General features: G+C 74.4%; 18 protein-coding genes. 8 read left to right on the top strand and 10 right to left on the bottom strand.

What is annotated here, in order from left to right:
- Positions 1-21: 21 nt before the first annotated feature.
- From A2CP1_RS09025 to A2CP1_RS09010, 4 genes are all read right to left on the bottom strand, one after another.
- Positions 22-3,057 (bottom strand): molybdopterin dinucleotide binding domain-containing protein, encoded by a 3,036-nt coding sequence (locus A2CP1_RS09025; RefSeq protein WP_012633065.1) that lies wholly within the window; start codon positions 3,055-3,057, stop codon positions 22-24.
- Positions 3,057-4,232 carry an NrfD/PsrC family molybdoenzyme membrane anchor subunit gene (gene nrfD / locus A2CP1_RS09020; RefSeq protein ID WP_012633064.1) on the bottom strand — a complete coding sequence of 392 codons (1,176 nt, stop codon included), beginning with the start codon at positions 4,230-4,232 and terminating at the stop codon, positions 3,057-3,059. The genes A2CP1_RS09025 and nrfD overlap by 1 nt, the downstream gene beginning before the upstream one ends.
- The gene (locus A2CP1_RS09015; RefSeq protein WP_012633063.1) at positions 4,229-5,005 is read right to left on the bottom strand and encodes a 4Fe-4S dicluster domain-containing protein; all 777 of its coding nucleotides are present in this window, start codon (positions 5,003-5,005) and stop codon (positions 4,229-4,231) included. Before A2CP1_RS09015 ends, nrfD begins: the two co-directional genes overlap by 4 nt.
- A gap of 240 nt (positions 5,006-5,245) precedes the next feature.
- Positions 5,246-6,607, bottom strand: coding sequence for an NAD(P)/FAD-dependent oxidoreductase (locus A2CP1_RS09010; protein ID WP_012633062.1), 1,362 nt, complete (start codon positions 6,605-6,607; stop codon positions 5,246-5,248).
- A 465-nt stretch (positions 6,608-7,072) separates the two neighbouring features.
- Between A2CP1_RS09010 and A2CP1_RS09005 the strand changes: the two genes are divergently transcribed.
- Positions 7,073-7,804, top strand: a complete 732-nt coding sequence (locus tag A2CP1_RS09005; RefSeq protein WP_012633061.1) for a DNA-3-methyladenine glycosylase I — start codon at positions 7,073-7,075, stop codon at positions 7,802-7,804.
- 26 nt (positions 7,805-7,830) lie between these two features.
- Here A2CP1_RS09005 and A2CP1_RS09000 read toward each other — a convergent pair whose 3' ends face one another.
- Complete coding sequence (locus A2CP1_RS09000) at positions 7,831-8,241, bottom strand: DUF3037 domain-containing protein (protein WP_012633060.1); 411 nt, start codon at positions 8,239-8,241, stop codon at positions 7,831-7,833.
- The gene (locus A2CP1_RS08995; RefSeq protein ID WP_012633059.1) at positions 8,219-8,998 is read right to left on the bottom strand and encodes a HipA family kinase; all 780 of its coding nucleotides are present in this window, start codon (positions 8,996-8,998) and stop codon (positions 8,219-8,221) included. Before A2CP1_RS08995 ends, A2CP1_RS09000 begins: the two co-directional genes overlap by 23 nt.
- An 83-nt stretch (positions 8,999-9,081) precedes the next feature.
- Between A2CP1_RS08995 and A2CP1_RS08990 the strand changes: the two genes are divergently transcribed.
- Positions 9,082-10,728 carry an ABC-F family ATP-binding cassette domain-containing protein gene (locus A2CP1_RS08990; RefSeq protein ID WP_012633058.1) on the top strand — a complete coding sequence of 549 codons (1,647 nt, stop codon included), beginning with the start codon at positions 9,082-9,084 and terminating at the stop codon, positions 10,726-10,728.
- A 216-nt stretch (positions 10,729-10,944) separates the two neighbouring features.
- On the opposite strand, the gene A2CP1_RS08985 is transcribed toward A2CP1_RS08990, so the two are convergent.
- The gene (locus tag A2CP1_RS08985; protein WP_012633057.1) at positions 10,945-11,400 is read right to left on the bottom strand and encodes a thioesterase domain-containing protein; all 456 of its coding nucleotides are present in this window, start codon (positions 11,398-11,400) and stop codon (positions 10,945-10,947) included.
- A gap of 90 nt (positions 11,401-11,490) precedes the next feature.
- Between A2CP1_RS08985 and A2CP1_RS08980 the strand changes: the two genes are divergently transcribed.
- The 3 genes from A2CP1_RS08980 to A2CP1_RS08970 all read left to right on the top strand — a co-directional run bounded on the left by A2CP1_RS08980 (position 11,491) and on the right by A2CP1_RS08970 (position 14,649).
- Positions 11,491-12,429: a ketopantoate reductase family protein gene (locus tag A2CP1_RS08980; RefSeq protein ID WP_041450478.1), complete on the top strand. Its 939-nt coding sequence runs from the start codon at positions 11,491-11,493 to the stop codon at positions 12,427-12,429.
- Positions 12,426-13,658, top strand: a complete 1,233-nt coding sequence (locus A2CP1_RS08975) for a DUF4032 domain-containing protein (protein WP_012633055.1) — start codon at positions 12,426-12,428, stop codon at positions 13,656-13,658. Before A2CP1_RS08980 ends, A2CP1_RS08975 begins: the two co-directional genes overlap by 4 nt.
- A gap of 103 nt (positions 13,659-13,761) precedes the next feature.
- Positions 13,762-14,649 (top strand): hypothetical protein, encoded by an 888-nt coding sequence (locus A2CP1_RS08970; RefSeq protein WP_012633054.1) that lies wholly within the window; start codon positions 13,762-13,764, stop codon positions 14,647-14,649.
- Between the two features lie 33 nt (positions 14,650-14,682).
- Here A2CP1_RS08970 and A2CP1_RS08965 read toward each other — a convergent pair whose 3' ends face one another.
- On the bottom strand, positions 14,683-15,528 hold the full coding sequence (locus A2CP1_RS08965) for a putative RNA methyltransferase (RefSeq protein WP_012633053.1): 846 nt from the start codon (positions 15,526-15,528) through the stop codon (positions 14,683-14,685).
- 57 nt (positions 15,529-15,585) lie between these two features.
- On the opposite strand from A2CP1_RS08965, the gene A2CP1_RS08960 reads away from it, so the two are divergent.
- From A2CP1_RS08960 to A2CP1_RS08950, 3 genes are all read left to right on the top strand, one after another.
- Positions 15,586-15,996, top strand: a complete 411-nt coding sequence (locus tag A2CP1_RS08960) for a hypothetical protein (protein WP_012633052.1) — start codon at positions 15,586-15,588, stop codon at positions 15,994-15,996.
- A gap of 551 nt (positions 15,997-16,547) precedes the next feature.
- Positions 16,548-16,958, top strand: a complete 411-nt coding sequence (locus A2CP1_RS08955) for a bactofilin family protein (RefSeq protein ID WP_012633050.1) — start codon at positions 16,548-16,550, stop codon at positions 16,956-16,958.
- 133 nt (positions 16,959-17,091) lie between these two features.
- Complete coding sequence (locus A2CP1_RS08950) at positions 17,092-17,613, top strand: 1-acyl-sn-glycerol-3-phosphate acyltransferase (RefSeq protein ID WP_012633049.1); 522 nt, start codon at positions 17,092-17,094, stop codon at positions 17,611-17,613.
- A 2-nt stretch (positions 17,614-17,615) separates the two neighbouring features.
- Here the strand turns inward: A2CP1_RS08950 and A2CP1_RS08945 are convergent, their stop codons facing one another.
- Positions 17,616-18,164, bottom strand: coding sequence for a hemerythrin domain-containing protein (locus tag A2CP1_RS08945; protein WP_012633048.1), 549 nt, complete (start codon positions 18,162-18,164; stop codon positions 17,616-17,618).
- A 2-nt stretch (positions 18,165-18,166) separates the two neighbouring features.
- The gene (locus tag A2CP1_RS08940; protein ID WP_012633047.1) at positions 18,167-18,601 is read right to left on the bottom strand and encodes a PAS domain S-box protein; all 435 of its coding nucleotides are present in this window, start codon (positions 18,599-18,601) and stop codon (positions 18,167-18,169) included.
- Positions 18,602-18,625: the final 24 nt, after the last annotated feature.

Below are 18,625 nucleotides of genomic sequence, written 5' to 3'. Positions count from 1 at the left end.
GGTCGGCCGCAGGCCCTCGGTTCAGGCCCTCACCACCCGGGCCGGGATCGCCTGGCGCGCGGCGGCGCCGGTGACCGAGTCGGTGAGGAGGCCCGGGCGAGCGAGCGTCGGATCGCCGGGCACCAGCCGGTTGTGGGCGATGCCCAGGCCGCGGCGCGCGTCGGCCGGGAGCGCCTCCCCGTCCACCACCCGCCCCTCGGCGCCGAAGCCCCAGTGTCCGAAGCCGTGCTCGAGCGCGACCACCCCCGGCGCGATGCCGGCCCGCACCCGGACCACACCCTCGGCGACCCCCGCTGGCGTCTCGATGCGCGCGCGGCCGCCGTGCACCACGCCGCACCGGCGCGCGTCCTCGGGGCAGAGTTCGATCGCGTTCCGGGCGCGGATGCTGCGGATGCGCGTGCCCGGGTGCATCGACGAGTGGGTCTGCGACTTGTACGAGACCAGCCGCAGCGGCCACTCCCGACCGAACGCCGCGTCGAGCGGCTCGCCGCTGCCGCCCACCGCCGGCTCCCAGGTCGGGACCGCCGCGTAGGGCCGGCCGGTCTGGCTGCGCGGCGTGCGGGCCAGCGCCTCGTCGTGGAACGCGACCGGCTTCTCCCATCGCCGCGCCAGCCACTCGCCCTCGTACGCCGCCCCCGCCGGCTGGAAGCGGCCACCGCGCGAGAGCACCATCGCGACCTTCCTCTCCTCCTCCGGCGTGAGCACGCCAGGGTGACGGACGAAGACGTCGCGCACGCCGGTCAGCGCGGCGTCCTCCTCGGAGGCGTCCGGCACCGGCGCGCCGGCGAACGCCACGTTCGCGAAGGCGCGCAGGTAGAAGTCGCCGGGCCGCCGCAGCGGCGCCCTCGTGCCGTCCGCGAGCGGGATGGCGGCGTCGCCGAAGCCCGGCAGCCCGAGCGCCATGGCCAGCTCCACCAGGAACGCGTCGCCGTCCACGGGGTCGCCTGCGGCCGTGCGGGGGAGCGGCGAGACGACCGCCGGATACCGGGTGCTGGACAGCCTCGTCTGCACCGCGCCCCAGGCGCCGCTCACGCCCCAGCTCTCGTACATCACCGAGTCCGGGAACACGTAGTCCGCCCAGCGGCTGGTCTCGTTGAGGAACGGGTCCACGGCCACGAACAGCGGCAGCCGCTCCGGGTCCGCGATCCGGTCGCGCACGAGGCGGTCCAGCCCGGCCGCGCCGTACAGGGGGTTCGCGTCGAACGACACGAGCGCGCGCAGCGGATACGGGTATCCGTCGAGCGCCGAGGCGAGCACCTCGCCCTGCAGCGCGCGGCCGAACGGGAACCAGGGCGCGCGCGCCGGGAAGCCGTTGGCGCGGAACTCGCTGGTCTCGCGGTAGTCGCTCTCGCGCGTGATCTTCACGCCCCGCGGCTTCGCGCCCCCCGGGATGGCGGCGAGGTCGTAGCGCGGCCCCTCGCCGAACGCGGGGAACGCGTCGCCGCCGGTGCCCACCCCGCCCTTCCAGCCCAGGTTGCCGAGGAGCCCGTTCAGCGCCAGCGCCGCCCAGGCCGCCTGGAACCCACCCGCGTGCATGGTGCCGCCGTGCGCATCCACCGCCACCCGCTTGCCGTGACGGGTCAGCTCCGACGCCAGCGCCTCGATGGTCGCCACCGGCACGCCGGTGACCTCGGACGCCTGCGCCAGCGTGAGCCCGAGCGCGCTCTCGCGGTACAGCGACAGCGCGGTGCGCGCACGCACCGGCCGCCCGCCCAGCCACACCTCGCCGTCGAAGAACAGCGCGCCCGCGTCGCAGGCGGTGCTCGCGGCCGGCTTCCCCGTGGCGGCGTCCACGACCACCGCCGCGTCGTCGCCGCCGAGGCCCAGCTCGGCGGCCCGCAGGAACGCGCCGTGCCGCTCGTGCGACGGTTCCGACACCACCAGCCAGGTGGCGCCGGAGAACGACGGCTCGCCGACCTTCGCTGCGGCGGCGAGACTCGGCGCGGCCAGGTAGCGCGCGTCGTGCGCGTCGTGCTCCAGGATCCAGCGCCCGATGGCGAGCGCCAGCGCGGCGTCGGTGCCGGGCCGGATGGGAACCCAGCGGGCGCGGTCGCCCGCGGCGAGCACGTCGTTCCCGTGCTGCACCGGGTCCACCACCGCGTACCGGAGCGGGCCCGAGGTCCGCCCCCCGGCGAGGAGCTGCGCCTGCCGCTTGAAGGGGTTCCCGGCCTGGCCGGGCGAGGTGCCGAAGAACAGCGCGAACTCGCAGTGCTCGAAGTCCGGCTTGAGGTGCGGCTGCCCCTTCCAGTCCGACAGCAGCGCCGCGGCGCCCGCGCGCATGGTGAGCGCGCAGGTGCCGCGGTGCTCCCACATGTTCGCGGTGCCGAACGCGCGCACGAACCGGCGCACCAGCTCGATGCGGCCGTCGTCGAACGAGGCCATGACGCCGAGCTGGTTGGCGCGCGGCCCGAGCTCCGGCGCGCCCGGGTCGAGCGGCGTGGCGACGTCGCGCAGCGAGGCGAGCCCCGGGACCTCGCGGTCCTCGCCGGCCTCGGCGAACAGCCGCCCGCCCCGGGAGATCTCCCGGATCGCCTCGTCGAACGGGATGGTGCGCCAGCGGCCCGAGCCGCGCGGCCCGGCACGCTTCAGCACGGCGCGGACGCGCAGCGGGTCGGACATCTTCTCGAACGCGTCGTTCCCGCGCGCGCACATGACGCCGCGGCTGGCCTGGCCGGACGGGGTGAACGCACGGTGGCTCTCGCGCACCGGCGTCGCGTAGGGCAGCGGCGGGTCCGCCGAGAGCGGGTGGTACGGGTTGCCCAGCGCGCGGAGCGCCACGCCGGTCCGGGCGTCCTTCACCACGCGCACGCCGCACAGGGTGGTGCAACCGTGGCACACCGCGTGCGCGATCGCCACCTCGCCGCTCGGCGTTACCTCGCCTGCCGCGTTCACTGCGGCCTCGCAGGGGAGCGCGTCCCCGTACACCGGGTGGCGCGGCTTCCTCCCGGACCACCACCCGCGTCCGAGCTTGCGCAGCGTCGGCGCGTAGCCCGCCGCAAAGATCCCCAGGGCACCGAGCGCCCCAAGCCCCTTCAGCACGCCCCGTCGCGTCGCCATCACCGCACCTCCGCCGCCGCGGCCTCGCCGGCCGGCGCGCCGCCGGCCTCGCGCTGCCACGGCAGCAGCGAGGTCGCCCCGAGGAGCAGGAAGATCCAGAAGGCCCAGTTCCCCACGACCTGCAGCACGCCGTCCTTGCCGCCGAGCGGCGGCGCGTACGCGTAGAAGCCCGCGCCGACCTTGGGGATGAGCTGCCCGCCGATGACGGTGTCCCAGCGGAACACCCAGACGCCCGTCACCGCCAGCGCCGCGGCCGGGAACAGGAGCCACCCGCGCCGGCGCCAGCCGGGCACGAGCGCCACGGCCAGCGGCACGAGCAGGCCCAGCACGGTCTCGAGCACCACCGCGGTCCAGAACGAGTCCACGAACAGGTGCTGCAGCACCGGGCCGTAGGCGCCGACGCCGTACATCCACTGGATCGTGTACCAGAACAGCCGGAGCAGGAGGTCCAGCACGATGAAGCCGGCGAGCATGCGGGCCAGCCGCTCGAGGAGCTCCCGGTCCACGCGTCCGCCGGCGGTGTCGAGCCGCTGGAACAGCGCCGCCACCAGGATGAGCAGCGCCACGCCGGACACCATCGCGGACACCAGGAACACGATGGGCATGAGCGCGGTGTGCCAGAGCGGCCGCGCCTTCATGACGCCGAGGATGTAGCCGGTGTACCCGTGCACCGCGAGCGCCCACGGGATCCCGAGGAGCGCGAGGCGGCGCGACACCCGGTGCGTCCGCGCGCGCTCCGCCGCGTCCACCGACGTGCGGCCGGCCGCGAGCCAGCGGTACACCGTCGCCATCCGGCCTCGCGCAGAGGCGGCGCGCTCCGCCAGCGCGCCGCGGTACGCGAACAGGATCTCGAGCAGGATGAGCGCCGGGTAGGTGGTGAGCAGGAACACGCCCCAGGACATGGGCGCGGTGCCGTGGAGGGCGAAGGTGAGCTCGTAGAACCGGCCGGGCTGGCCCAGGTCCGCGATGAGGTTCAGCGGCGCGGCGAGCAGCACCGTGAGCGCCACGATGAGCGAGAGCCCCGCCACCGGGCGGTACCGGCCGTCGCCGAACGCGTAGGTGAGCGAGGAGACCAGGAACGCGGCGGCCGAGACGCCGGTCATGAAGAAGTACTGCGGGACGGCGAGGCTCCAGGCCACGGGCCAGACCGGCTGGACGAGCTCGGTGATGCTCATGCGCCCTCCCCGGCCACGCGGGTGGTGGCCTCGATGCCCAGGTCCTCCGCGTCCCACAGCGTGGGCCGCGCCGCGTCCGGCCGCGCCGCGACCTCGGCGTCGAGCGCGACGTAGCGGACCCGGGGATTCGTCCCCATGGCCGGCTGCAGCGCCTGGAGCGGCTGCTCGCGGACGAGGCGCGACACGGCGGAGCCGGGATCGGCGAGATCGCCGAACACGCGCGCGCCCCCCACGCACGTCTCGACGCACGCGGGGAGGAGGCCCTGATCGATCCGGTGCGCGCACCAGGTGCACTTGTCGGCCGTGCCGGTCTCGCGGTTCAGGAAGCGCCCCTCGTACGGGCAGGCCTGCACGCACGCCGCGCAGCCGACGCAGCGGGTGTTGTTCACCACCACCACGCCGTCGGCGCGCCGGCAGGTCGCCTGCGTCGGGCACACGGTGGTGCAGGCGGGCGACTCGCAGTGGTTGCACAGGCGCGGTACCATGACGCGGCGCGCGGCGCCGCCGCGGACCACCTCGTACTCCGACACCACGGTGCGGAACGAGCCGGCCGGGACCGCGTTCTCCACCGCGCAGGAGACGGTGCACGACTGGCAGCCCACGCAGCGGCGCAGGTCCACGATCATCGTCCAGCGGCGCGCGGGATCTCCGCGGAACGCGGGCCCCTCGCCGTCCTCGACCTCCGGGCCGAGCGCGTCCGCGCGCCGCGTCGCGGTGACCACGGCCGCGGCCGCGCCCAGCCGCAGCGCACTTCTCCGGGACAGCCTTCGCATCGACCGTTCCTCCGGCGCGCCGCAGAGGGCGCGCGAAACGAGGGCCGGCAAGCTAACGTTGGCGCTCCAAGCAGCCGATGCGGCACATCGTCCGTGCCCCAGGTCGGGCCGCACCGAGCGTGAGCGAGACGGCGGGCACGAGGTGCGCCGCGGTGCGCATCGCGCGGCCGCGGCATCGGAGCCTCGTGGCGCCGACCCGCGCTCCCCACGCCAGCGCTCGTGTCCGGAGCGCCGGCGCGCTCAGTCGCGCGGCCGCTCCGCGTCGCTCTCGTTCGGCGGCCAGGCGTCCACGTCCGGTGGGGCCACGCCGGCCACGGCACGGAAGCGGATCTCCTCCGGCGTCTCCAGGATGAGCCGCGCGCCGCGCTTGAACGTGAGGTAGTGCCAGAACCACTGGAACAGCACCGAGGCGCGGTTCCGGAAGTCGATGAGGAACCAGATGTGGATGAACAGCCAGGCGAGCCAGGCCAGGTAGCCGCTGATGCGGATGCGCCAGAAGCCGGCCACCGCGCGCCCGCGCCCCACCGTCGCCATCACGCCCTTGTCGAAGTAGACGAACGGCGCGCGCGGCCGGCCGCGCAGCGTCGCGAGCAGGTTGCGCCCGGCGTGGCGGCCCTGCTGGATCGCCGCCGGGGCCACGCCCGGGATGGCGCTGCCGTGCTTGTCGCGGGCGAGCGCCAGGTCACCGACGACGTAGATCTCCTCGTGGCCCGGCACGGTCAGGTCCGGGCTCACCGGCACGCGGCCGGCCGGGTCGAGCGGCACGCCCAGCGTCCGCGCCAGCGGCGCGCCGGCCACGCCCGCCGCCCACAGCACCGTGCGCGCCGCCACCCGCTCCTCGCCCACCTGCACGCCGCGCGGGTCGATCCCGGTCACCCGCTTGCCGGTCCACACCTGCACGCCGAGCCGCTCCAGGTCGCGCTGCGCCGCCGCCGAGAGGCTCGCGGGCAACGCCGGCAGCACGCGCTCGCTGCCCTCGATGAGGATCACGCGCGCGCGCTCGGTGGACACGGTGCGGAAGTCGCGCGGGACGGTGAAGCGCGCGATCTCCGCCAGCGCCCCGGCCAGCTCCACGCCGGTCGGTCCGCCGCCCACCACCACGAACGTGAGGAGCGCCTCGCGGCGCTGGCGGTCCGGATCCGCCTCGGCGCGCTCGAAGGCGGTGAGCACCCGCCGGCGGATCTCGAGCGCGTCCTCCAGCGTCTTCAGGCCCGGCGCGAAGCGGGCCCACTCGTCGTGGCCGAAGTAGGAGTGCGTCGCGCCCGCCGCGACCACCAGGAAGTCGTAGTCGAGCGCGTACCCGTCGGCGAGCCGCAGGCGGCGCTGCGCCGGCTCGACCGCCGCCGCCTCGGCGAGCAGCGTCCGGACGTTGCGCTGGCGCGAGAGGACGTGGCGGATGGGCTCCGCGATGTCGGCGGGGCTCAGCGCGGCGGTGGCCACCTGGTACAGGAGCGGCTGGAAGAGGTGGTGGTTGCGGCGGTCCACCAGCGTGATGCGGACCGGCGCGCCCGCCAGCTCGCGCGCCGCGTACAGCCCGGCGAACCCCCCGCCCACGATCACCACGTGCGGCGTCTGCTGCGCCTTCTCCTGCTGCGGATCCACGCCGCCTCCTTGCCCGCGGCCTGTATACACCGGCCCGACCCGCCCCGGGGGGCGCGCCGCGCCCCGCCCGTGCGACACCCGGCCGCCGCCAGGCCCGCCGGTCCCCGACCCAGAGTCATTTGCCCCGTCGGCGACCCTCCCCCTCCTCCCCGACCCCGGTTTCCCGACCCCGGTTCGACCCCGGTTTCCCGACCCAGAGTCATTTCCCGGCTCGGCTCGGTTCGTTCCCGACCCACGTCATTTGCCCCGTCCCCGACCGTCCTCTTCTCTTCCCGACCCAGAGTCATTCTGTTCGGTTCGGTTCCCGCCCCTTCGGTTCGGTTCGGTTCGGTTTCCGACCCAGAGTCATTTCCGCGCTCCGACCCCGAGCCACCATCGGGTGCCTGCCCGGCGCCTTGACGCCGCCCCCGCCGGCCGGCAGGTTCCGCGCACACGGCGCCGGCGCACCGGCGCGGGAGGAACCCGATGCCCCAGCACGCCCACGCGCTCGACGACGGCCTCGGCACGGGCCCCGACGGCCGGGCCCGCTGCGCCTGGGGGCTCTCGGCCGCGGACTACGTCCGGTACCACGACGAGGAGTGGGGGCTCCCCGTCGCGGACGATCGCCGGCTGTTCGAGAAGCTGTGCCTGGAAGGCTTCCAGTCCGGCCTGTCGTGGCTCACCATCCTGCGCAAGCGCGAGGCGTTCCGGACCGCGTTCGCCGGCTTCGACTTCGAGAAGGTGGCCCGCTTCGGCGCCCGCGACGTGGCGCGCCTGCTCGGGGACGCCGGCATCGTGCGCCACCGCGGCAAGATCGAGGCGACGCTCAACAACGCGCGGCGCGCCTGCGAGCTCGCCGCCGAGGCCGGATCTCTCGCGGCCTACTTCTGGCAATTCGAGCCGCCGAAGGCCTCGCGGCCGGAGCGGGTCACCTGGGCGGCGCTCCGGGCGCAGCCGGTCACCACGGAATCGAAAGCGCTCTCGCGCGACCTGAAGCGGCGCGGCTGGGCGTTCGTCGGGCCGACCACCTGCTACGCGTTCATGCAGGCCATGGGGCTCGTGAACGACCACGTGGAGGGCTGCGCCGTGCGCGGCCGCGTCGAGCGGGCGCGGCGCGGGTTCGAGCGGCCGGTCGTCGTCGACGGGGCGTCAGCGGAGCCCGAGCCGGCGCCAGCGTCCCGCGCACGAGCCCGGGCCGTCGCGCGGGGGCGCCGCTAGCCCGGGTCGCCGCCCGGGCGCTGCCGCTATCGAGGATCCTGGGGGGGCGCGGGCGGACGCACGAGCCGCTGGAAGAGCCGCTCGAGCGCGCGGTCCGGGTCGTCGCACAGGCCGGAGTGGACCGGCGAGAGCTGCACCATGGTGCTGCGAGGTGCGGTCAGCCAGTGGAAGCGCTCCCGCACCGAGAGCGCGCCGATGGGCCCGGCGCCCTGGCCGCCCGCGCAGATGCGCGGGATGGCCTCGAGGTGGGCGGCGATCGCGTCCAGGTCGGCGTGCGGGCAGAGCGCCGTCACGCGCGCGCGGTCCAGCTCCACCCGCGCGCCCAGGAACCCGCGCTCCAGGCAGAACAGGACCACGCCCGCGTTCACGAACTCCTCCCGCTCGACGCGCGGGACGACGCGGACCACCGCGTAGTCAAACGAGCTTCGCGCGGGCACGCTCGGCCTCCTCGACGAACGCGGGCGCCGCGGCCAGCCGGCGCGACAGGTGATCGACGTACGCGGCCCGGTGCGCGGCCGGCGTCGCGAAGCGCGGGTCGCCCACGAGCCAGGCGTCCGGCGCCTCCTCCAGCGCGCCGGCGATGGCGCCGCCCGCGAGCCGCGGCGCGAGCCGCTCGCCCGCGGCGGCCAGCTCGCCCGCGAACGGCAGGAGCACGTGCTGGCCGACCATCGGGAACGGCGCGCGCGCCGGATCGGCGGCGCGGTCCCAGTCGTGGTGGAAGTAGAGCGCCGCGCCGTGGTCGATGAGCCACAGCCGGCGGTGCCAGCGGAGCAGGTTCGGGTTGCGCACGGTGCGATCCACGTTCGTCACCAGCGCGTCGAACCACACCACCTCCGACGCCTCCGCGGGCGACGGCGGCGGATCGGCCACCGGGTCGAACGTCAGGCTACCGGGCAGGTAGTCGAGGCCCAGGTTCTCGCCCGCGCTCGCCTTGAGCAGGTCGCGGATCTCGCCATCCGGCTCGTTGCGGCCGAGCGCCGGGTCGATCAGCACGCGCACGCGCTCCGGCACGCGCAGCCCGGCCGCCTGTGCCAGCGCGCCCGCGACCACCTCGGCCACCAGCGCCTTCGGCCCCTGCCCCGCCCCGCGGAACTTCACGACGTACAGGCCGTCGTCGTCGCCCTCCACGATGGCCGGCAGGGAGCCGCCCTCGCGCAAGGGGGTGACGTAGCGGGTCGCGACCACCGTCCTCATGGCCGGCACCGTAGCGCAGGGCCCGGGCGCCGTCGACGTGCCGGCTTGAACCGGGGCGTTGGGCGTGCGAGAACGCGCCCCTCGTGATCCGCCTCGACGCCATCTCCAAGCAGCACGGCAACCAGCTCCTGTTCGTGGAGGCCTCCGCCGTCGTCCACCGCGGCGAGAAGGTCGGCCTCGTCGGCCCGAACGGCGCGGGCAAGTCCACCCTGTTCCGCCTGATCACGCGCGAGGAGGCGCCGGACGAGGGCCAGGTCTCCATCGACCGCGGAGTGACCGTGGGTCACTTCTCGCAGGACGTCGGCGAGATGTCCGGCCGGACCGCGCTCGCCGAGACCATGGACGGCGCCGGCCCCGTGTCGGAGGTGGCCGCCGAGCTGCACGGGCTCGAGCAGGCGCTCGCGGATCCGGAGCGCGCGGACGAGCTGGAGGCGCTGGTCGAGCGCTTCGGCCACGTGCAGGCGCGCTTCGACGAGCTGGGCGGGTACGCGCTCGAGGCCCGGGCGCGGGAGATCCTGGCCGGCCTCGGCTTCACGCAGGAGATGATGGACGGCGACGTCGGCGCGCTCTCCGGCGGGTGGAAGATGCGCGTGGCGCTGGCGCGCATCCTGCTCATGCGGCCCGACGCCATGCTCCTCGACGAGCCCTCCAACCACCTCGACCTCGAGTCGATCATCTGGCTGGAGGAGTTCCTGCGCGGCTACGAGGGCGCCATCCTCATGACCTCGCACGACCGCGAGTTCATGAACCGCGTGGTCGGGAAGATCATCGAGATCGACGCCGGCACGCTCACCACCTACTCCGGCGACTACGACCTGTACGAGCGGGAGCGGGCCGTCGCCGACCAGCACCAGCAGGCCGCGTTCGACCGGCAGCAGGCGATGCTGAAGAAGGAGCTCGCGTTCATCGAGCGGTTCAAGGCGCGCGCCTCCCACGCGGCGCAGGTGCAGTCGCGGGTGAAGAAGCTCGACAAGATCGAGAAGGTCGAGCCGCCCAAGGTGAGGCGCACCGTCGACTTCGAGTTCCGGCCGCCGCCGCGGTCCGGCGAGGACGTGGCGAAGCTGGCGGGCGTGGTGAAGCGGTACGGCGAGCGCACCGTGTATGGCGGCCTCGACTTCCTCGTCCGCCGCGGCGAGCGCTGGTGCGTGCTGGGCGCGAACGGCGCCGGCAAGTCCACGCTGCTGCGGATGGTGGCCGGGGAGTCCACGCCCGACGCCGGGTCGGTGACCGTCGGCGGCAGCGTGAAGATGGGGTACTTCGCGCAGCACGCCATGGAGCTGCTGCGCGCCGAGGAGACGGTGTGGGACGCGCTGCAGCGCGCGTTCCCGCGCGCGTCGGTCGGATCGCTCCGGACGCTGGCCGGCTGCTTCGGGTTCTCCGGCGACGAGATCGACAAGCGCTGCAAGGTGCTCTCCGGCGGCGAGAAGGCGCGCCTCGTGCTCGCGACGCTGCTCTACGACCCGCCCAACTTCCTCGTGCTCGACGAGCCCACGAACCACCTCGACGCCGCCACCCGCGAGATGCTCGTGCGGGCGCTCGCCGGCTACGAGGGAACGCTCCTGTTCGTCTCGCACGACCGCCGGTTCCTGGCGTCCCTCTCGAACCGCGTCCTCGAGCTCGGGCCCGATGGGCCCGTCCCGTACGGGGGCGGGTACACCGAGTACGTCGCCCGGACCGGCCGCGAGGCCCCCGGCCTGCGGGCCGCCCCCGGCCGCGCCGCGCGAGCCTAGCCCGCCCTGCCCCGAACCCAGAGTCATTTGCCGGGTCCGGCGCTCGCGCTGGAAGCGCTCGAAACCACTCGGGATGGGTTCACGACGCGCGAAACGTTCGCCACGCCATCGGGGCGGATAAACGACTCTGGGTCAGGACGACGATGACTGTGGGTCGGGGCCGGGGCCGGGTCGGGGCCGGGGCCGGCCGGGAGGGTCGGGGGCCGCCACCGGCGACTAGCCCCGGTCGGACCCCCGCAACGCGACGTAGACGCCCTCGTGGCGGCCGCCGGCGCGGCCGCCGCTGGCCACCTCGCCCTCGACGGTGATACGGGCACGGGAGTGGCGGGCGAGCGTGGCGAGGAAGCGGTCCCACTGCGCCGGGGGCGGAAGCCGCGCAGAAGCGGTGAAGTCGCCCTCGATCGGCTCCAGGAAGTCGAGTGCGCTCCGCTGGATCACGAGCCGCACCTCGAGGCCGTGCTCGCGCAACGCGAGGTGCAGGACGGCCCACCCTGCGAGGATGGCGAGCGCCGAGAGGCTGCCGCCGAACGCGGTGCCGCGATGGTTCAGGTTGGGCACGAGCGGCGCCGAGAGCCGGATGGCGCCGCCATCCCACGCCTCCACCCGCGCGCCCAGCGCCTGCGTGATCGGGATGTGCGCGTGCAGGTACTCGGTGATCTCGTCGTGGCGCATGCCGGGTTGGATACCGCGGGAGGCGGCGAGGTGCTGCGCTTCCGTGCGGGTTGCGCCGCGCGGGCCGCGCTCCGCGGTTACGATGCACGCATGCGGAGCATCGAGAGCGTGGTGGTGTGCGGCGTGGGGGCGGTGGGCGCGGCCGCGGTCGAGCGGCTGCACGCCATGGATCCAGCGTGCGTGACGGTGGTGGCGGACGGCGCGCGCCGCGAGCGCCTGGAGCGCGAGGGGCTCACCGTCAACGGCCGACGGTTCTCGCCGCGCGTGGCCGCGCCGTCGGCGCTGACCCCGGCGGATCTCCTCCTCGTCGGCGTGAAGCACGGCGACCTCACGGCCGCGGTCGAGGATGCCCGCCGCGCGGTCGGTCCGCGCACGGTCGTCATGTCGCTGCTGAACGGGATCTCCAGCGAGGCGACGCTCGCCGAGGCGTACGGCGCCGACAAGGTGCTCCCGGCGTTCCTCGTCGGCAACGACGTGGTGCGCGAGGGGACGCACGTCCGCTACCAGAACATCGGCCGGCTGGTGTTCGGCGCGCCCTCGAACGACCCGGCCGACCCGCGCGTCCTCACGGTGAAGCACCTCCTCGACCGGGCCGGCATCCCGTGCCAGGTCGCCGCGGACATCCGGCGCGAGCAGTGGTGGAAGTTCATGCTGAACGTGGGCGTGAACCAGGTCTCGGCGCTGCTGCGCGCGCCCTACGGCGCGTTCATGCTCGAGGAGGTCCGCGCGCTCGCCCGCCGGGCGGCGCTCGAGGTGGTCGCGGTCTCGCGGCACGAGGGCGTGGGGCTGGTGGCCGAGGACGTGGAGCGGATCTTCCCGGTCATTGCCGGGCTCGCGCCCGCGGGGAAGACGTCGATGCTGCAGGACGTGGAGGCGGGCCGGAAGACGGAGGTGGAGATCTTCGCGGGTGCGGTGGTCGAGCTCGGCCGCCGGCACGCGGTCGCGACCCCCACGAACGCATTCCTGGGCCAGGCCATCGCGGCGCTCGACGCGATCGCGGCCGCGCGCGGGGCCGGGGGCGTCGCATGACCGCGGGTCCCGGGCTCGTCGGCCTGCAGGTCCGGCCCGGCCACCCGGACTTCCTCGACCTGCCATGGGATCTCCCGCTCTCCCGCTGGGGCGAGCGCTGCGCGCGCATCGTGGAGGTGACGCGCGGCGTCTCGCGGCACGACGTGCTGTTCCTCCAGTACGATCGGGCGCTGTACGTCGTGAAGGAGCTGCCGCCGGCGCTGGGCGAGCGGGAGTACGGCGCGCTGCGCTGGCTCGAGGACCGCGAGCTCCCGGCGGTCGTCGCCGCGGGACACGCCCACGTTCGCACCGGCGAGGGCGACGCGAGCGTGCTCATCACGCGGTTCCTCGACCGGTCGTTGCCCTTTCGCACCCTGTTCGAGAACGCCGGCCTGGAAACGTACCGGGCGCGCCTGCTCGACGCGATCGCCGGGCTGCTGGTGCGGCTCCACCTCGGCGGCTTCTACTGGGGCGACTGCTCGCTCTCGAACACGCTGTTCCGCAGGGACGCGGGCGAGCTGCGCGCGTACCTCGTCGATGCCGAGACGGCGGAGATGCACGACCCCCTCTCCGACGGCCAGCGGCGGCACGACATCGAGATCCTGGAGGAGAACGTCACCGGCGACCTCCTCGACGTCGCCGCCATGCTGGGGGTGGCTCCGCCGCCCTGGCTGTACGAGACCGGCGCCGCGCTGCGCGCTCGCTACGAGCAGCTGTGGGGCGAGATCACGCGCGAGGAGCTCATCTCCGCCGGCGAGAGCTGGCGCATCCACGAGCGCATCCGTTCGCTCAATGCGCTGGGGTTCACCGTGGGAGAGGTGAAGCTGGAGCCGACCGGCGACGGCAGCCGCCTCCGAATGCGGGCGGTGGTGACCGACCGCGATTACCACCGCGACCTCCTGCACGCGCTCACCGGGCTCGTGGCGGAGGACCGGCAAGCCGCGCTGATGGTGAACGAGATCCAGGAGCTGCGCGCCACGCTGGTGCGGCGCGAGAACCGGAGCGTCGCGCTCGCGGTCGCCGCGTACCGCTGGCTCAACGAGCGCTGGCTGCCGGCGATCCGCAAGCTCGCACCGCGCCCCGGCAGCGATCCCGCTGAGCTGTACTGCCAGCTGCTGGAGCACAAGTGGTACCTGTCCGAGCGCGCCCGCCGCGACGTCGGCTTCGACGCCGCCCTGGAGGATTGGCTGCGGCGCTTCCCGCCGCCCGCGGCTCGCCCTCCTTCTCCTCCTCCTCCCGACCCAGAGTAGTTTTTCTCGGACGCAGGTCCGTCGCGCGGACCGTTCACCGCGCCGAAAGGCGCGTCAGGACGTGGCTTGGACGTGGCACGCCCGGTGCCATGGGCGACCCACCATGACCGCGCCCCGCCAGATCTGCCCCGGGAAGACGTACTTCGTGACGCGCCGCTGCACGCAGCGCCAGTTCCTGCTCCGCCCGTCACCCGAGTCCACCGCCCTGTTCGGCTACGTGCTCGCGGTCGCCGCGGCACGAACGGGTGTCCTCATCCACGCGTGCATCGTCATGTCGAGCCACGTGCACCTCGTGCTCACCGATCCCGAAGCACGCCTCCCCGAGTTCTCGCAGTACCTGTGGTCACTCGTCGCTCGCGCACTCAACGCGTCGCTGGGGCGGTGGGAGTCGCTGTGGGCGCCTTCCAGCTACAGCGCCGTCCAGCTCGAGACCGCCGAGAGCGTCGTGGCCGAGACGGCGTACGCGCTCGCCAACCCGGTCAAGGCGGGGCTCGTGCCTTCGGGGCGTGAGTGGCCGGGCCTGTGGCTGGGGCCGAAGCACATCGGGACGCCGCTCGTCTTCGAGCGGCCCGCGTTCTTCCGCGCGCACGGCCCTTTGCCGGAGTCCGCTCAGCTCACGCTGACGCCACCGCCTGGGTTCACCGCGGACGAGTACCGCACACGCGTCGAGGCGGAGCTCGCGGTATCCGAGGAGAAGGCGCGCGCGGCGGTCTCGTCCAGCGGGCGCGGCTTCCTCGGCGTCCGGCGCGTGCTCGCGCAGGACCCGACCTCCTCCCCCAGGACCCACGAGCCGCGCCGCAACTTGAGCCCGCGGGTCGCCGCGCGAGATCGGTGGAAAAGGATGGAGGCGCTCGCGCGCTTGCGGTCGTTTCAGAGTGCCTACCGCGAAGCCCGAGCGCGCTTCAGCGCCGGGGTACGCGACGCGCTCTTCCCGGCGGGCACGTACCTGCTCCGCGTCCTGCACGGCGTGCGCTGCGAGGCCCCTTCGTAGGGCGTCGAGGCGCGGTGGCCGTCATCGCAGCCGTCACGCCGCGCTCGCCGCCGGCCGGTACACCTGCACCTGGACCGCGGCGGACACACGCACCGGTTCGTCGAGCCCGGCAACGCGCGCAGCGAGGACGTCGAGGGCGGTGTGGTGGGCGGACGGGCCCATCCGAGCCGCGGCGAGGACGTCGGTCCGCGGGAGGGAGAGGGTCCACTCGAGCGACTCCGAGGCCGCGAGTGCGAAGCGGCCCTCCAGCGCCTCCGACACCCGGCGCGCCTTGTCGGGGTCGACCTCGAGCAGCCCGAGCGGCTTACGCAGTTCGGCGAGGTGCGCGGGCGCGGGGGTGACGAGGAGCAGCGCTCCGCCCGGCGCGAGAACGCGCCGGAACTCCGCGACGTTCCTGGGCGCGAAGACGTCGAGGACCAGCGCCGCGCACGCATCCGCGATCGGCAGCGGCTCCCAGGCGTCGGCGACCACGGCGCCCAGGCGCGGGTGTGCCCGCGCGGCCCGCCTCGCGGCGTGGCGGGAGAGGTCCAGGGCGAGTCCGAAGCGATCCGGAAGCGCCTCGAGCACGGAGCGGAGATGGTGTCCTGTCCCCGCGCCGACCTCCAGCACGATGCCGTCGGGGCCGGCGTGCGCCTGGGCCGCGCGCGCGAGCGCCGCCCCCAGGGGCGCGAAGTGTCCCGCGCCGAGGAACGCCTCGCGGGCGGCGACCATGTCAGCGTCGTCGCCGGTGCCCGGCGAGCGGCCGCGAAGCAAGTTCACGTAGCCCTGGCGCGCGAGATCGAACGCGTGCCCCGCCGGACAGCGCACGGCTCCGGGAACCGCGGTGAGCGGTGCCCGGCAGACGGGGCAGCGCAGATGTCGAAGGATCTCGGGGAGCACCGGTGGCGGATGATACGCGAATCCCACCCCCGCGCCGGGACGCGCTACGCTTCTCGCATGCTTCTCGCCTCCCGCCCGGCCATCGGCCTCGTCGTGCTCCTCAGCGCCGCCGCGGGCCTCGCGGCGTGCTCCTCGTCCGCGCCGTACACGCTCGGGGCCGCAGCCGTGAACACGTCGCTCGCGCTCGGGGTCGCTGCAGGCCAGCGCGCCAGCGGCGGCTGCTATGCGACCTGCACCGGCGGCACCGTGTGCAACCCGGTGAACGGCATGTGCGAGGCCGCGGCGGCGGAGCAGGTGTGCCAGGAGGCGCCGGGGGGCGGGATGCGGTGCGTGCCGGTGTCGGTCCGAGGCATGACCCGCGAGAAGGATGGTTCGGGCCAGGTTCCGCCGGTGCGCGCCGGCGTGTCGCCCGCCACCGGAACGGTGGCGCCGCCGCCGAACGAAGCGTCCCCGCGCACTGCGCCGTGAGGGCGCGCGGTCCTCGCGCCGCGACTCAGGGCTCGGCGTCCTCGGGAGCGCTCGCGTCCCCCGGCTCCCTCGGCGCGGCCTCATCCGGGTCCCGTCCGGGCTTCGCTCCGGGTGGCCATATGGGAGCCGGCACCTGGCCGTCCTGGAACTTCACCTTCCCGACCAGGATGCATCCCTTCATGCCGGGGCGGCAGTACGCGCCCACGACCTTCTTGCAGATGCCTTTCAACTCGTAGCGGCAACTCCAGGAGCTCAAGCCCCCTCCATCGGATGATCCATCCGGCACGACTACCGCCGGCGCAGGACCGGTGACAGACGAAACGACTCTGGGGCAGGTGTCCGGGGTCCTGTATCCGGCGAAATGACTCTGGGTCGGGACGTATCGGGAGTGTAGCCGAACGGGACGGCGGCGCACTCCCGCGCTCGCGCCAGCCGCCGGGCGGGGCCTCGCCTGCTTCGGGGTTCGCGGCTGGCCGCGCCGGCGGCGGGTGGCTAACTCACAGCGCGGCCGGGTGACCCGGCCGACCGCCCGCGTCAGGAGAGCACCACCCATGGCCATGATCCAGAAGCGCGACGACCCCATGCAGGCGCCGGCCGGAGACCTGCTGCTCGGCAAGGGGGTCGAGTTCGACGGCAAGCTCACCTTCGCCGGCACCGTCCGCATCGACGCGAAGTTCACGGGCTCCATCACCACCGAGGATGTCCTGGTCGTCGGCGAGCAGGCGCGCATCGACGCGCAGATCACCTGCGGAACGGTCATCGTCCACGGCGAGGTGAACGGCGACATCAAGGCGAAGACCTCCGTCGAGCTGCACCACACGGCACGCGTCCGCGGCGACATCGAGACCCCGTCGCTCTCCATCGAGAAGGGTGTCGTGTTCCAGGGCTCCACCCGGATGCCGGGCGCCGGCGGGGAGCGCGGCGGAGCGGTGAAGCCGGTGACGCCCGCGGGCACACCGTAGCCGCTCGGCCGGGCCCCCGGGTGTAGCATCCGGGCGAATGTCCGGCTCCCCTTCCCCCGCTCCGCGTCCGCCCGCCCACCCGTCGCTCGCCCAGCGCTGCGCCCGGGCCGTCCTCCGCGCCGCAGGATGGCGCGTGGATCTGCCCTGGCCCTCCAGCCCGCGCTGCGTGATCGTCGTCTACCCGCACACCTCGAACTGGGACTTCGTGCTCGGTTACCTCGCGAAGGTCGCGGCGGCGCTGCCGGTGCGCTGGGTCGGGAAGCACTCCCTGTTCCGTCCGCCGTTCGGCGCCCTGCTGCGGCGCATGGGCGGCATCCCCGTGGATCGTCGTGCGCCCACGGGCTTCCTCGCCCAGCTCGGCCGGGAGCTGGCCGAGGCGCCCTGGATGTGGCTGGCGCTCGCGCCGGAGGGCACGCGCGCGCGCACGGATCACTGGAAATCCGGCTTCTACCGGCTGGCGCTGGCCGCGCGCGTGCCGGTCGGGCTCGCGTTCATCGACTACCGGAGCCGCACCATCGGCATGTCGCGGTACCTCGACCTGAGCGGCGACGAGGCCATCGATCTGGCGGAGATCCGGGCTGCGTATGCCGGCAAGATCGGACGTCATCCCGCCCAGGCGAGCGAGATCCGCTTCCGTCCGGGCGCCGCGCCCTGAAGTCAGGGCGGCGTCTGCCCGGAGGCCTCGGCCACCCCGCGGCGCGCCCGGATCTCGCGCACGATCTCCGCGTCGAGCGCGCCCGCCAGCAGCCGCCGCATGGCCGGGAAGATGATCTCCTCCTCGCGCCGGAGGTGGATCTCGAAGTGACGCTCGAGCTCGCCCACCGCGGCGCCCATCGCGCCGGCGAGCGCCGCGTGGCGGGACGGCTCGCGGGCGACCGCCTCGCACGCGGCGACCAGCCGGCCGAGGGGCTCCTCGTGCTCAGCGTGCTCATGGGCCATCGACGCGAGCGCGGCGTCCACCTCGGCCTCACGCCCGCGCAGCCGCGGCAGGATCGACTGCTCCTCGTCCTGAGCGTGCAGCGGCAGCGCCTGCGTGAAGTAGCGGCGCACCCGCGACGCCGCCTCCGGCACCTCCGCGAGCTGGTCCGGCCGTGCCTCGGCCACCCGGCGCCCCAGCGCCAGGAACTGCCGGATGCGGTCGTGGCACTCGAGCAGGAGGTCCACCGCGTCCGCGGGCGCCGCCCGCTTTCCGATCACGTTCAGCATGGTCACGCCCCTGCCTTGGCCTCCAGCTCCTTCACGCGCCGCGCGAGCTCCCGCTCGCGCTGAAAGCGCTTCGTCACGTCGCGGATGATGGCGAGCGGCCCGAGCAGCTCGCCGCCCGCCGTCCGCAGCATCTGGATCGTGAACTCGATCGAGATGTTCCGGCCATCCTTCGTGATGGCCGGCACCGCGAGCACGTCGCCCGCGCCGTAGCGGCTCTTGCCGGTCTGCATGGTCTTCATGTAGCCGTCCCAGTGACGGCCGCGGAGCCGCTCCGGGATGATGATGTCCATGGACTGGCCCAGCGCCTCGGCGGCGGTGAAGCCGAAGATCGCCTCCGCGCCCGCGTTCCAGATGCGGATGCGCCCCTCGCGATCGCCGAGGATGAACGCGTCCGGGCTGCCGTCGACGATCTGCTGGTAGATGGCGGGGTCGGTCATTCGGCTCCTCTGCGGGCGGGCGGG

It is taken from the genome of Anaeromyxobacter dehalogenans 2CP-1 (assembly GCF_000022145.1).
GTDB classification, from domain to species: domain Bacteria; phylum Myxococcota; class Myxococcia; order Myxococcales; family Anaeromyxobacteraceae; genus Anaeromyxobacter; species Anaeromyxobacter dehalogenans.
This window is presented reverse-complemented; position numbering and strand designations above follow the sequence as displayed.